General features: G+C 59.9%; 10 protein-coding genes. All 10 read right to left on the reverse strand.

Going from position 1 to position 14,051, the window contains the following annotated elements:
- Nucleotides 1-110 precede the first annotated feature (110 nt).
- Entirely contained in the window at nt 111-1,109 is a 999-nt protein-coding gene (locus L6R21_05180) for an NAD-dependent epimerase/dehydratase family protein (protein ID MCK6558571.1), read from the reverse strand.
- A 90-nt stretch (nt 1,110-1,199) separates the two neighbouring features.
- A complete protein-coding gene (locus L6R21_05185; GenBank protein MCK6558572.1) occupies nt 1,200-2,033 on the reverse strand; it encodes a class I SAM-dependent methyltransferase in 834 nt (277 codons plus the stop codon).
- Nucleotides 2,034-2,104: 71 nt separating this feature from the next.
- Nucleotides 2,105-3,184: a radical SAM protein gene (locus L6R21_05190; GenBank protein ID MCK6558573.1), complete on the reverse strand. Its 1,080-nt coding sequence runs from the start codon at nt 3,182-3,184 to the stop codon at nt 2,105-2,107.
- Nucleotides 3,185-3,194: 10 nt separating this feature from the next.
- Entirely contained in the window at nt 3,195-5,057 is a 1,863-nt protein-coding gene (gene asnB / locus L6R21_05195) for an asparagine synthase (glutamine-hydrolyzing) (GenBank protein ID MCK6558574.1), read from the reverse strand.
- A 166-nt stretch (nt 5,058-5,223) separates the two neighbouring features.
- Entirely contained in the window at nt 5,224-6,411 is a 1,188-nt protein-coding gene (locus L6R21_05200) for a glycosyltransferase family 4 protein (GenBank protein ID MCK6558575.1), read from the reverse strand.
- Nucleotides 6,412-6,817: 406 nt separating this feature from the next.
- Entirely contained in the window at nt 6,818-8,116 is a 1,299-nt protein-coding gene (locus tag L6R21_05205) for a UDP-glucose/GDP-mannose dehydrogenase family protein (GenBank protein ID MCK6558576.1), read from the reverse strand.
- Nucleotides 8,117-8,224: 108 nt separating this feature from the next.
- On the reverse strand, nt 8,225-9,682 hold the full coding sequence (locus tag L6R21_05210; GenBank protein MCK6558577.1) for a sugar transferase: 1,458 nt from the start codon (nt 9,680-9,682) through the stop codon (nt 8,225-8,227).
- 46 nt (nt 9,683-9,728) lie between these two features.
- The gene (locus L6R21_05215; GenBank protein MCK6558578.1) at nt 9,729-10,688 is read right to left on the reverse strand and encodes a GDP-mannose 4,6-dehydratase; all 960 of its coding nucleotides are present in this window, start codon (nt 10,686-10,688) and stop codon (nt 9,729-9,731) included.
- Between the two features lie 29 nt (nt 10,689-10,717).
- Nucleotides 10,718-13,066, reverse strand: a complete 2,349-nt coding sequence (locus L6R21_05220; GenBank protein MCK6558579.1) for a polysaccharide biosynthesis tyrosine autokinase — start codon at nt 13,064-13,066, stop codon at nt 10,718-10,720.
- Nucleotides 13,067-13,132: 66 nt separating this feature from the next.
- Nucleotides 13,133-13,855, reverse strand: coding sequence for an SLBB domain-containing protein (locus L6R21_05225; GenBank protein ID MCK6558580.1), 723 nt, complete (start codon nt 13,853-13,855; stop codon nt 13,133-13,135).
- Nucleotides 13,856-14,051: the final 196 nt, after the last annotated feature.

Consider the following 14,051-nt stretch of genomic DNA (forward strand, 5'->3'; position numbering starts at 1 on the left):
CAGCGCGCAAGACGGTTAGCCATGCTTAACAAAACTCGACTACAAATGCAAATGCCCATCACCACGCGACACTATTACATTCAACCGGGTGAGCAAGCGTAATGGCAGGCCTAATTTAGCAGGCCGTTGGCGCGATACCAATCGGCGGTAATCTTCAGCCCGGTGTCCAGGTTGACCTGCGGTTGGTATCCCAGCAGCCGGCGGGCTTTGGAAATGTCGAAGGCGCGATCCTTCACGAAGAAATCGACGCGCCGGCGGTAAATGGGGGGCTCGATGCGAAGGGGTTTGCAGACCAGCTCACACAGCCATCCGGCCATCCAGACCGGCCACACCGGAAAATGCTTGTGCGGCGCCGGCACCTCCAGCGCGCGGGCAATACGCTCGACCAACTCGTTCAAGCTGGTGTACTCACTGCCGCCGATGGTAAACACCTGGCTGAGCGCTTCCGGTTTCTCACCGGCCAGCGTGATGCCGGCCGCCAAATCTTCGACGTAGGTCATGTGATACAACACTTCGCCGCTGCCGAACATGCGGAATCTGCCGTTGTTCACAAACTTGAAGATCTTGAGAAAGCGCCGGTCGCCGGGGCCGTAAATGCCGACCGGCCGCACGACCACGCCAGGCAGGCGGTGTTCTTCGAAGAAACGCCGCGCCAGCTTCTCGCCCTCGAGTTTGGATTCTTGATAAACGTCGCCCGGCGCATAGGGCGCTTCTTCGGTCGCCGGCGGGTTCTTGATGTCTCCCTGCACGCCGACCGTGCTGCAGTGCACAAATCGCCGAACATTGGAGCGCACCGCCGCCTGCAGCAAATGGCGGGTGCCTTCCACATTCACCTGCCAAAAATACTTGTTGGGCACGCCCTCGGTGCGATAGGCGGCGGCAATGTGATAAACCGTCTCGACGCCCTTCATGGCGGCACGCAAGTCATTCGCGCTGTCGGCGTCGGCAAAGTTGCCATACGCCATCTCGACCTCGAGCTCTTTGAGCAGCGCAAGGTCGCTCGCTTTGCGCACCAAGCCGCGCACGTGATAACCGCGCTGCAGAAGGTGTTTACACAGGTAACTGCCGGTGAAGCCGTTGGCACCGGTGACCAGCACTTTTGCTGACATGAAATCCTCAGGAATCGAACTGCAGGCCCACCGCCTCACCCACCGCGCCACGGGTGCAAGTCCCGCATTCAGCGCCGCGCCTGGGCCGTTTCATTTGCGGCAGAACGCCATCAGGTGCCAGCCCAGTGGCCGCACCAGAAACGTGGGCATGAGATTGAAGCCCGGCACGAAGAGGCCGTTGTAGAGCACCGCCTTCCAGCCTTTGTGCAGCCGGCTTGCCACCGGAAAGCGCTCCGGCACCAGGCGCACGCGGGCAAATGGTGCGAGCAGGGCTTTGAATTCGGCGATCGAATATTTGTTCAACACGGGCGCATCTTCATGCTCGAGATCGACCTTCATGATTTTCGACATGGCGTTCAGCCAGGAGAGGCGATTGTAGACCATCATGATGGCCTCGCCGCCCGGCTTGAGGACGCGGTGCAGCTCCTGCACCATGGCCGCGGCCTCCGCGGTGTATTGCAGCACGCCGTGGGCATAAACCACGTCGAACGAGTCGTTCTCAAACTCCAGCGCCTCGCCGTCCATCACGTAAAACTCGCCGGCCGCACCGTTGAGCTGGAAGTTTTTCCGCGCCAGGTCGATGGATTGTTGCGCCAGGTCCACGCCGGTGACGAGTGCGCCGCCTTTGGCAAAGCGCAGCAGATCAATGCCGAGGCCGCAGCCCACTTCCAAAATCCGCCGGTCGCGATAGCCGTTGAAATTCACCACCTCGGGCAGATAGCGCAGCTTGTCGAAACGGTACTCATCCAAGTCCCGAAAGAAGCCAGCGGTGCCGGGCGGATGCTTGGCCACGGCAAGATCGTGAATATGGGCATTCCAGTAGGCGGCGATGGCCTGCAGCAATTCGCGGTTGCGGGCCGTTTTCGCCGGCGGGCGCACGGCGGTTTTGTTGCGTGCCGTTGGGGCGGTGAGAAGATCGGTCATAAGGATCCAAGGGTTTTTGGGCGTCTTGTCGGAGGCCTCAAGGGAATTCAGTTGCGGTGCCCAAATTCTGTTTAGAAATGCTCGGCCGTGGTGAAGATCGGCTTCAGCGCCCGATGCAGGCGCAACGGCGACATGCGCTGCACCGCCAAAGTCAACGGCACCACGCATTCGAAGAAGCCGGCCGGCACTTCCTGGCGCGCGATGCGGCCGCGCACTTCACGGGCGCGGCGGCCATACCAAATCTCTTCGAAGCGCTGTTCGCGAATGTTGCCCATCAGCTCGGTTTCCAGCGGATCCGGATAAATGTTGCCCCAGGGATCGATGCTGGCGAAGGCAAAGCCCGCGATGCTGTGCTGCTGCCAGAGGCGGTGCGGCTGCTCGGCGAAGGCGGCAAACTGGCGATAGTAGTCGCGATTCATCGGCAGAAGTTCGCCGTACATTTTGAGCACACGATCCACCATGGTTTGCAGCGTCGCGGCGTCACCCGGGCCGAGCGCCAGCTCCTCGTCGACGCGATAGCGCACTTTGGGCAGATGCAACGCGGGCTGGAAGGACAGGCCCTCGAGCGCGCGCGCTTTCACGAAGCGCGCCATGTTTTCGAGATCGTACAAATTGGCCTTGTTCATGGTGAAGGCGACGTAGATCTTGGGGCGGGCGTTGCTGCGCAGCGCCTTGAGATTCTCGATCGCCTGGCTGGCCAGCTCGAAATAGCCCTTGATGCCGCGCAACGAATCGTTGAGTTCTGGCGTGCTGCCGTCGAGCGAAATGTAGATCAAATCCAGGCCGGCGTCGATCAGCTTCTTGGCGCGGCGGTCGTTGATCAACAAGCCGTTGGACATCAAGGCGGTCGACAGGTGGTGGCCCTTGGCGCAGGCGATCAGCTCGAAAATGTCCTTGCGCAACAGCGGCTCGCCGCCGGTAAAGCACAGGTTCATCACGCCGTTTTCCGCGAGCTGCTTGATCAAGTCCATGCCCTCGGCGGTTGACAACACACGCGCATCGGGCGCCGCCTGCCAGCACTCGCAGGTGCGGCATCTGGCGTTGCACATGTAGTCGACTTCCCACGCCGCCTTGATCGGGCCGATGATCGGCTCGTGCTCGCCTTTGGCGAAGCGCAGGAGATTTTGGAGATGTTTGACCTGTTTGAGCATGGGTACGGCCTCAACTCAAATAATGGTCGTGCCAGATACCGAACACGGTGAGCGCCCACAAACGATGACTGTGATTTTCCACGCCGCGCAGATGCTCATCGACCAGCCGTCGCACATAAGCCGCATCGAAGAAGCCGTCGCGCTTCAGCCGCGCCGGCGACAGCACGTCGAGCATCAGCGGCCGCAGTTCCTGCTTGAGCCAGTTCTTGATGGGAATGCTGAACCCTTCCTTGCCGCGTTTGATGATCTGCGGCGGCAACAGCTCGGCCATGGCCTGCTTGAGGATCCACTTGGTTTGCTTGCCGCGCAGCTTGAGCGCGCTGGGGATGGTGGCGGCATACTCGACCACGCGATAATCCAGGAAGGGTGCGCGCGCCTCCAGTGAAGCGGCCATGCTCATACGGTCGACCTTCACCATGATGTCGTCGCAGAGATACGTTTTGATGTCAACATAAAGCTGGCGGTTGATCTCGTCCTGCGAATCGGCATGTTGAAAATGATGGCGCATGAAATCGTGCGCGCCGTGCTGCATATCGACCGCGCGCAGCGCCTCGCCGTAGAGCAGGCGCTTCTCCTGCGCCGCCAGAAAAATCATCCAGCGCACGTGTTGCAAATCCTCGGGATACTGCGTGCCTTCGACGAAGCGCTTGATCTTGTTGCAGGCGCCCTTCTTTTTCTCCGTCGGCGGCAGCAGCTTGGCGGCGGGCGACACCAGGCCGTGGCGTACGAAGGCCGGCAGCCGGCGATAGGCGCGATACATGCGATCGGCGCGATAGGCATCATAGCCGGCAAACAACTCGTCGCCGCCGTCGCCGCTCAGCACCACGGTCACATGCTCACGCGCCATTTTCGAAACGAGATAAGTGGGAAAGATCGAAAAATCGCCGAGTGGCTCATCCAGGTGGCGAACGAGTTTTTCGGTCAACTCCAGGGCATTGGGCCGCAGGATGAATTCTTTGTGATCGGTGCGGTAATGGCGCGCAATCTCGCGGGCATAATGCAGCTCGTTGTAGCTGCCCTCTTCGAAGCCGATGGAGAACGTCTTGACCGGCTGATCCATGGCGCGCGCCATCAGCGCCACGATGCAGCTCGAGTCGATGCCGCCGGAGAGAAACGCGCCGAGCGGCACTTCGCTCATCAAGCGGATCTTCACGGCATCCTGCAGCAGTTCCACCAAGCCCTGTTGCAGTTCGGCGGAATGATAGCCGTTCTCGCGAAAATGCAGATCCCAATAGCGGCGCAGCTCGGTTTTGCCGTCGGCCTTGATCAAGAGCGAATGCCCGGCGGGCAGTTTCTTGAGGTCGGCAAGGATGGTGTGCGGCGCAGGCACATATTCATAGGTGAGATAGAGATCCAATGCCTCCGGCGAAATCCGGCGCGGCACGCCCTGCGCCTGCAGAATGCTTTTCATTTCGGAAGCAAAGATGAACCGATCGCGCCCGGCGTAGTAGTACAGCGGCTTTTTGCCCAGGCGGTCGCGCGAGAGAAACAGCGAGCGCCGGCGCGTGTCCCAGATGGCAAAGCCGAACATGCCGTTGAGTTTGGATGGGCACTCCACGCCATATTCCTCGTAGGCATGCACGATCGCTTCGGTGTCGGACCTGGTTTTGAAGCGGTGGCCGCGGCGTTCCAGCTCGGCGCGCAGTTCGAGATAGTTGTAGATCTCGCCGTTGAAGACGATCCAGAGCGTGCCGTCTTCGTTGCTGATCGGCTGCTGGCCGCTGGACAAGTCGATGATGCTGAGGCGGCGCATGGCCATGCCGATCTGCTCGTGGTGATAGAAGCCTTCTTCATCCGGGCCGCGGTGAAAAATGGCGTCGTTCATCCGGCGCAATTCTTCCGGCGCGATCGCAGCGGACGGCGAAAAGGTCATGATTCCGCAAATACCGCACATGAATCTTCACTACCTCGGCAATGAGTCCATTTCCCTGCCCCTGTCAGCGGCCGGGAGGCCGCGGCCGGCAGTGGGCTTTGTTGTGGCCTTGCTCCGCTGGCGCTGCCGTGCTGCCCATCTCCGCCGCCGGGCACGCGTCACACGGTCACGACGGCTGCCTGGAGGAATGCGATTGGAGATAATCGTAGACCTCCGCAGTCTTGCGCAAATAAGCCGCGTAGCTGTATTCCTGCTCGGCGAGCGCGCGCGCTTTGCGACCGAGCGCCTCACCGAATTGCCGGTCACGCAACACGCGCAACAGGCCGCCGGCGAACGCCTCGGGTTTGCAGTCGGTCAGCACCGCCACCTCCGAGTTCAAAACCTGCGTGTGGGTGAGATGATTGGTGGCGACGATCGGCACGCCGGAACGCAGATAGGAGTAAATCTTGAGCGGCGTATTGTTGCCTTCCAGCCGCGGCGAAACCAGCACCTGCGCCAAGCGCATGAACTGCGGGATTTCCTCCGGCGGCCGCTGGCCGGTGAAAATGAATTTGTCGCTCACCCCCAACTGTCTGGCCTTCTCCTGATTGTCGCGCACTTGCTCCGGCTTGCCGCCCACCACGAGAAAACGGGTTTGCGGCTGTTCCTTCACCACCCGCGGGCTGGAGGCAATCAGCAATTCCAAGCCTTGATAGGGTTCGAGTGTGCCGGTGTACAACACCACCGTCTCACCATTGAGGCGGTAACGTTGCTTGAGCTCGTGCGCTTCGACCGGCGCGGCAAACACTTCGCTGTTGTCGGCAACGTTTTCGATGAGCTTGTTGAACTTGCCGGGGAAGCGCTCGCGCACGTAGTGATAAAGCTCCGGGCAAATGGTGATCACCGCCTGGGCGCTGTTGATGGTGGCGGCTTCCAGCCGCTCGAAGGTGCGCACCAGCAGGGGGTTTTGGCTGTATTTGAAATTCGATAATTGCTGCGGCAGGCTGGAATGCATGTCATAAAGATGGGGCAGGCCGTATCGTCGGCTCAGGCGAATGCCCATGAAACCGGCTTCCTCGTGGGTGTGCAGCAAATCATAGCGGTTCTGCTGCAACAGCGCGAGGGCGCGGCGATAGACAAGAACATCCAGGAGCAGCTTGGGCACGGAAGGCCCAATGGCAATTTCTTTGATGAACTTCACCGCCGCGGCGCGTTGAATCTGCACGTTTTCAATCTCGACATTCTGGCCGAGGTGATAGGTGACCAGGTCGATCTTGTGGCCCAAACGGGAGAGGGCGTGCAAACGATGCAGAACGCTGAACGGCGTGCCGCGGGGCTGAAAAAAGGGCTGGGGCGCAATCATCAAGACATACATAAGGATCTGGCCAATCGTCTCTGCAAATGAATCCTGAGCGTGAACCTGCTCTCACATTTTTAGCAACACTGATGCCAGTACCAGTGCCCGAAATTCGTGCAGCGGGGGGGCGATTTACAGCGGTTTGGGCGCGATTTGGAGGTGAAACCAGCGGAGGAGGTGGCCTGAGGTGTTCGGCGCGTGTGCCAGCCTGAAACGATGTATTTGTGTGACACACGTAAAAAAGGGGTGGCAGCCATGCCGGAACTCGGCCTCCTTCCGCCCTGCACCGGCGCCCGCTCAAAAATCCTGATGCTACACTCCTGCGCGATGATGTGGGATCGTTATTGAGCGTTTGCCGGAAGCCGATTGCAGAAGGCATCCCTGCGATCCGGATCAGCCTGCCACCCCGTGCTGTTGTCTTGCGTCAACGGCCGACGCTGAAGTACTTGATGCCTTTGTCGGTCATTTTGTGCGGCTCATAGATGTTGCGCAGGTCGATCACCAGCGGCGTGCGCAACAAAGCCTTGACCTTGTCCAGGTCGAGGCTGCGGAATTGATTCCATTCGGTGATGAAAACCAGCGCGTCCGCGCCTTCCATGATTTCATAAGCGTCTTTGCCGTAGGCCACCTGGGGCAGCACCTTGCGGGCCTCGGCGACGGCCACGGGATCGTAGGCACGAACCACGGCACCCTCTTCGAGCAGGGTGCGGATGATGTCCACCGCCGGCGCTTCGCGCATGTCGTCGGTGTTGGGCTTGAACGAAAGTCCCAGCACGGCGATGGTTTTGCCCTTCACGCTGCCGGTCGCCTGTTTGATCTTCTGCACCATGATGCGGCGCTGCTGCTCGTTCACCCGCACCGCGGCCTCGACGATTTGAAACCGGTAGTCATGCTGCTGCGCGATGGCGAGCAAGGCGCGTGTATCTTTGGGAAAGCAGGAGCCGCCATAGCCCGGGCCGGCATGCAAAAACTTGGTGCCGATGCGGTTGTCCAATCCCATGCCTTTGGCCACGTCATGCACGTCCGCGCCCACCCGCTCGCACACATTGGCGACTTCATTGATGAAGCTCACCTTGGTGGCCAGGAAAGCGTTGGCGGCGTACTTGGTCAACTCGGCGCTGGCGAGATTGGTCATCACGATCGGGGTTTCGATCAAGTAAAGCGGCGAATACAGATCTTTCATGATCGCCATGGCCTCGCTGTCTTCCGTGCCGATGACCACCCGGTTGGGCCGCATGAAGTCCTCGATGGCCGAGCCTTCCCGCAAGAACTCGGGATTGGAAACCACGGAAAAATGAATGGGCGAGGGTTGGTTCGCCTGGATCACTTTCTTGATCCATTTGCCGGCGCCCACCGGCACGGTGCTCTTGTTGACGATGACTTTGTAGCCATTCATGAAACGGGCGATGTCTTTGGCCACCGCCTCGACGTAACGCAAGTCGGCGGAGCCGTCTTCGGCCGGCGGCGTGCCGACGGCAATGAAGATGACCAGGGCGTTCTCCACCGCGCGCTTCAAATCCGTGGTGAAGGAAAGCCGGCCGGCCTTCACGTTCTGCGCCACCAGCGCGTCCAGGCCGGGTTCATAGATCGGTATCTCGCCGGCTTGCAGCTTGGTGATTTTCGTTTGATCGTTGTCGACGCAGACCACTTCATTGCCGAATTCGGCAAAGCAGGTACCGGTCACCAGACCGACGTAGCCCGTGCCGATCATGCAGATGTGCATACCCGTCCTCGCTAGGTTGTCTCATTCACAGCAGGTCAATTGAATACCGGCAAAGGCGTGCCGCTGCAGAGGGCAGGAACGCGGCGCCGGCAATCTTCGGAGGCGGCCTCAGCTCGCGCCGTAACCGAACAGGACGACGAACACGGTCTTGGCCATGATCTTGAAATCCAGCCAGAGCGACCAGTTGTCGATATACTCCATGTCCATCTCCATCCACTTCTCGAAGCCGATGTGATTGCGGCCGCTCACCTGCCAGATGCAGGTCAATCCCGGTTTCAGCGAAAGCCGGCGGCGTTGCCACTGTTTGTACAACTCGACCTCGACCGCGAGCGGCGGCCGCGGCCCGACAAAGCTCATGTCGCCCATCAGCACGTTGAACAATTGCGGCAGCTCATCGAGCGACGATTTGCGCAGAATGCGGCCCACCGTGGTGATGCGGGGATCACGTTTGATCTTGAACACCGGGCCGTCCATCTCATTCATCTTTTCCAGCTCGCGTTTACGCATCTCGGCGTTGGCGATCATGGAGCGGAATTTGTAGAGCGTGAAGGTCCGGCCGTTCATGCCGCACCGGGCTTGTTTGAACAGCACCGGACCGCGCGAGGTGAGCTTGATGGCCAGCGCGATCAGCACGAACACCGGCGACAGCAGCAGAATCAACACCAGTGCCAGCACCACGTCCAGCACGCGCTTCACGAACAACTGCCAGGCCTGCGCGCTGAAGGTCTCGAACTCCAGCAAGGGAAAGCCGCTGAAGTCGGTCTGCCGCACCGTGGCGATACGCAGGTTGTAGAGATCCATCGAAATGCTGGTGGGAATGCCCTCACGTTCGCAGGCGAGAATGGCGTCATCGATGCGGTTGAGCCACAGCCGCGGCACCACGAAGATCACCCGGTCGATGACTTTGCGATGAATGATGAAAGGAATATCCTGCAGCCGGCCGAGCACGCGATAGCCTTCGATCTCCTTGCCGAACATGCCGTGCTCGTCGTCGATCAGGCCGACGATACTAAGCCCCCAGGAGGAATGCGACTTCACGGTGCGGATGAACTCACGCGCGCGCTTGCCGGTGCCCACGATCAACAGATTGATGTGATTGTAGCCGCGGCTGTGGATGTAATCGAGGAACTGGTTGAGCAGATAACGCTCGAACAGCAGCAGGATGACGGCAATGGCCCAAAAGGTGGCGATGAACAGACGGCTGGTGAGAAACAACTGGAAGGCGAAAATGGGGGTGCCGACCATCAACAGCGTGGCCACGCCGGCGATGAAAATCTGCCAGATGCTGCGCGCCAGCGTCTTGGTGCGAAAATCACGGTAAGCGCCGATGAAGGTGAGCGTGGCGATCCAAATCAGCAGGCAAAACCCGATGAGCACGCGGTTCTTGTGCGTGAAATAGAACAACCCCTCCAAATCGGGCGATACGGCGAAAGCCATTTCACCGAGATTATAGGCCTCACGCAGGTGAAAGCTGACAAAATAGGAAATGATGAACGCGAACAGAATCACGCCCGCGTCAATCATCCTGACCAGATTGCTGAGAAACGCCTGTTTCTCCCGAACCATGTTGAAACCTCACCTTCCTGGGCCGCGCGCTCCCGTTGCCGGGAATTTACTTTTGCACGGGATGGTTCTGCCGATACCATTCCACGAATTGCCGCACCCCCTCCTGAATCTCCACCCGGGGCGCGTAACCGATTTCCCGCTGCGCCTTGGTAATGTCCGCAAATGTGATGGGGACATCGCCGGGCTGCGGCGGCAGATGCTCGATGACGGCGCGCTTGCCTAAATATTCCTGAATCAAACGGATCAGCGAGAGCAAGTCGATCGTGCGCGATTCGCCCAGATTATAAACGTGATAGGAAGTGCAATGGCTGATGGCGGCCTCGATGCCGTCGACAATATCGGAAATGAAGGTGTAGTCGCGCTGGCTCGAGCCGTCGCCGTAGACCGTGACCCGTTCGCCGTTGGCGATCATGCGGGTGAATTTGTGAATCGCCATGTCCGGGCGCTGGCGCGGCCCATAAACCGTGAAGAAGCGCAGACAGGTGATTTTGAGACGGTAGAGGTGGTGATAGGTGTAGCACATCTGCTCGCCGGCCTTCTTGGTCGCGGCGTACGGGCTGATGGGATGATCCACCGGATCACTCTCGGAAAACGGTACTTTGCCGTTTTCCCCGTACACCGAGGAGGAGGAGCCGAAGATGAACTTCGACACGCCGGCCTGGCGCGCCATTTCAAGCAGATTGAGCGTGCCTTCCATGTTGACCTTTTCATAGAGCAACGGCTGGGCAATGGAAGGCCGCACGCCGGCGCGCGCCGCGAGGTGAATGAGGACCTCGAAGCGGTGCTCCTGAAAGAGCTGTTCCAGCTTGTCCCGCTCCAAAATGTCGCCTTCACACAAGGTGTAGGCCGGATGCGCCAGGAGAGGCGCGATGTTACGGCGCTTGATGGCAGGGTCGTAATAGTCGTTGAAGTTGTCGAGGTTCACCAGCGCATGGCCGCGCGCCAGCAGGCGCTCGCTCAGGTGTGAGCCGATGAAGCCGGCGCCGCCGGTCAGGAGACATTTCATCACATCGCCTTTTGTGAGAGTGCTTGCGATCAATAATGGTAGTAGCTGTAGCCCTCGTGCGCCAAATCCACCGTCGTACCATTCAAAATCACACCGAGTATCTTGGCCTGCACATTCTGGAACATTTCGATCTTCTTGCGCGCCACTTCCTTGTTGGTCTTGCCGGCACGCACCACGATTACCGCGCCGTCGACCTGCGTGCCCAGCACGACGGCATCGGTCGCCGCATTCAACGGCGGGGTGTCGAAGATGATGAGGTCGTATCGCCGGCGCATCTCATCGAGAAACCGGCGCAGTTGCACGGAGCCCAGCATCTCCGAGGGGTTGGGGATCAGCGAGCCGCAACTGATCACGGAGAGGTTGGGAATGTGGGTTTCATGAATGATCTCGGCCGCCAGAATCGATCCGGTCAGGTAGTTGCTGAAGCCCGGTTCCTTCGGCACGCCAAAGGTGTTGTGCAACACGCCGCGCCGCAAGTCGGTGTCGATGAGCAGGGTGTTGCTCTTCTGTTGCGCCATCGTGATGCTGAGATTGGCGGCGGTGAAGGACTTGCCGTCACCCGGCGCCGTCGAGGTGATCACCAGCGTCTGGATGCGGCCCGCGGTCTTGGAGAACAGAATGTTGGTGCGCAGCGAGCGATAGGCCTCGCCAATGGGCGTGGGCGAGTAATCGTGCGTCACCAATTGCTGATCCACCAGCTTGGCCTTTTCGTGATCTTGGAATTCGTAATACTCGCCGAAATCGATTTGGGGAATGGCGCCTAGCACGCTCAGCTTGAGCGTGCCCTTGATGTCATCCACCGTCTTGATCGAGCGGTCGAGTGCCTCCAGCGCGATGACCACGAACATGCCGAACAGCAGGCCGGCCACGCCGCCGGCCGCGGCCTTGGCTTTCTTGTTGCGATTGACCGGGTATTCCGGCTCGATCGCGGGATCCAAAATCTCGATGTCGGATTTGTCGGAGGTGACGGCGATCTTGCCCTTCTGCAACTGCTCGCGCAGCGTCTGCAGATAGTCCGACTTCTGCTTCCATTCGCGCTCCAGCGCCCACAGAGTAGATTCCTGTTCGGGCAGGCCGCCGAGTTGGGCGTTGAGCATCGCCACTTCGCGATCCTGCCGGCTGATTTCCTGGGCCAGGTTGCCGAGCTTGGTACGGCCCGCGGCTTGAATCTGATTGTAGAGCTGCACGATTTCGTTTTCCAGCGCCACCACGTCGGGATGCCGCTCGGTTTTGCTGCGCAGCTCCTCGGTGCGCTTCGTTTCCAAATCACTCAAGCGCTGCCGCGCCACCACCATCGAAGCATTGTTGTCGAAGAGCTGATGGTTGGCGATGCCCTTGTAAACGTAGCTGATCGCCTCGCGCGCGGCCGCGCTGGCGTTTTCCACCGGCGTGCCGGTGGCGCGATCGAGCAACTCCTTCAATCCGTCGCGCTGTTGCTTCAAGGTTTCGAGCTTCTTTTCGGCTTCCGCCAGCTTGGCGACGGTTACTTCATAACGGTTCCCACCCAAGTTGCCGCCGGCACGGCGTTTGGCCTCGGTGTACCGCCGGTCGATCTCGTCGTAGTCGCGCTGCGCCTGCCGCACCTGCTCCTGCAGCGTCTCCAGTTGCTTTTCATCGGAACTGGCGCCTTCGACCTTACTGCGGTCGACATAGAGCCGCGCCAGGCTGTTCGCGGTTTGGGTAACGACATAGGGATCGTTGTCGGTCAGTTTCACCGACATCAGGGTCAGACTCTGATTCAAGCCCGGTTGCACGCGCTGTTGCAGCGAAGAGACGGCGGATTTGAACGGCTCGACTTTGAAGGTGACGCGCGACGGCAGCTTCTGCGGGTCCGCCAATTGAAAGGAGATGCCATTAACGGAAATGGTATCGCTGGCGGCGCGGAAGACGTCGCCGGTGCGCAGGGGAATCTCCTCGTCCGAGTCTTCATCCAGCATGGCGAGAGTGAACTGGCCGTCGCCGGGAATGCGCAACACATAAGTGCCGACGCGGGGATTGTAGGTGCTGGAGAGCTTTGCAAAAATCCGGTTGCGAATGAGAAACCGGCCGTTCTCCGAATCCTGTTCGAGGGTGACCGCCAGGCCCAGCGCCGCCACCACCTGCTCGGCAAACGTGCGGCTGTTGAGCACTTCGACGATTTCCTGCATCATCGTCTCGGGGTTTTTCATCGCGCTGATATTGCGGTAGCGAATGGTGGCCGTGGCCTCGTAGATCGGCTTTTCCTGCTTGACATAGATCGCCCACGGCACCGCCACCACCGCCGCGACGAGCAGCACCAGCCACCAGCGGCGTCTGAGCGCCTGCACGTAACGGCCCAAATCCAGCTTTTGACCTTCCAGCGCCCCATCATCTTCAAAGGCTAATGTGTCGATACCCATTTTCTTCCCGAACTCCGTTGCTAAACGACTGCGTCTTGAAGCCAAGTCCGCAACAAAACCTCCGCGTCAACGATTGCTGCGGTCGGACACTTGCAGATAGAACACTGCGACCGACAGTGCAAAGGAGGTGTAACGTACCACGTCGTCGACCGTGAAACGCGAGTAGGTCGGCATGATCACTTGGTCGCCGGAGCGCACGCCGAGCTGCTCGAGAGAATGCGCGTTTTCGAAGCCTTCCAGCAGGTTTTTGCTGACGGTGCGGCCGCCGCGCATGACCTTGATCTTGCGCACGTCGGCGCCGTTGGCCGGCCCGCCGGCGAGGTTGATCAGCTCCCACAGGGAATCTTTGGCGCGAATCAAGTAGGAGCCCGGCCGCTGCACCGCGCCCATCACCGCCACGCGGATCAACGGCATGCAGAAAATTTGTTCGATCGGCGGTTTGATGGTGAGGTCATTGAACAGCTCGTCGCGCAGCCGGCGCGCCAGGCTGTCCGGCGGCAGGCCCGCGGCCTTGATCGGCGCGCGCAAATAGGGGACGTAGATGTAGCCGCCCTGATCGATGAGGTAGTCGCCCGCGATGTTCAAGTCCTGGCGCCGTCCCATGTCGCGGCCGTCCGTCTTCTCCAACACAATCACGCGCACGCCTTCTCCCGCGCGGAAGCGTGCCCCCTGGCTGTCGCGCGAGTAGTAGGTGGACTGCGCCTGGCTGGTACCACCGACCAAGCCAAGGAAGATCGCAGTGGCGAGGGAAACCACTTGCGTGCGAAGGTGGAAACGATTGGTGTGCATAACTGAGACTCCCGAAGTAGGTGGCAAGAATTCAATCCGTTGAACCTGAAGAATGCAGGCAGAACCGCAGCGAGCACGCGCCAGAGTACATTACCCACAAAAGCATCGTTTGAGCATCGCGCCGGCGCAAAAACGGGCCGGACGGCCCGCGCGAGGCGGCCGCATGCATGCAAATACAAAAACGCAATTGTAACCA

The organism is bacterium (assembly GCA_023150945.1).
Classification (GTDB): Bacteria; Zhuqueibacterota; Zhuqueibacteria; order Zhuqueibacterales; family Zhuqueibacteraceae; genus Coneutiohabitans.

What these genes read in the sequence shown, in the direction of transcription:
- L6R21_05180 (MCK6558571.1), bottom strand. Translation starts at nt 1,109, where the DNA reads ATGTCAGCAAAAGTGCTGGTCACCGGTGCCAACGGCTTCACCGGCAGT.
- L6R21_05185 (MCK6558572.1), bottom strand. Translation starts at nt 2,033, where the DNA reads ATGACCGATCTTCTCACCGCCCCAACGGCACGCAACAAAACCGCCGTG.
- L6R21_05190 (MCK6558573.1), bottom strand. Translation starts at nt 3,184, where the DNA reads ATGCTCAAACAGGTCAAACATCTCCAAAATCTCCTGCGCTTCGCCAAA.
- asnB (MCK6558574.1), bottom strand. Translation starts at nt 5,057, where the DNA reads ATGACCTTTTCGCCGTCCGCTGCGATCGCGCCGGAAGAATTGCGCCGG.
- L6R21_05200 (MCK6558575.1), bottom strand. Translation starts at nt 6,411, where the DNA reads ATGTATGTCTTGATGATTGCGCCCCAGCCCTTTTTTCAGCCCCGCGGC.
- L6R21_05205 (MCK6558576.1), bottom strand. Translation starts at nt 8,116, where the DNA reads ATGCACATCTGCATGATCGGCACGGGCTACGTCGGTCTGGTGACCGGT.
- L6R21_05210 (MCK6558577.1), bottom strand. Translation starts at nt 9,682, where the DNA reads ATGGTTCGGGAGAAACAGGCGTTTCTCAGCAATCTGGTCAGGATGATT.
- L6R21_05215 (MCK6558578.1), bottom strand. Translation starts at nt 10,688, where the DNA reads ATGAAATGTCTCCTGACCGGCGGCGCCGGCTTCATCGGCTCACACCTG.
- L6R21_05220 (MCK6558579.1), bottom strand. Translation starts at nt 13,066, where the DNA reads ATGGGTATCGACACATTAGCCTTTGAAGATGATGGGGCGCTGGAAGGT.
- L6R21_05225 (MCK6558580.1), bottom strand. Translation starts at nt 13,855, where the DNA reads ATGCACACCAATCGTTTCCACCTTCGCACGCAAGTGGTTTCCCTCGCC.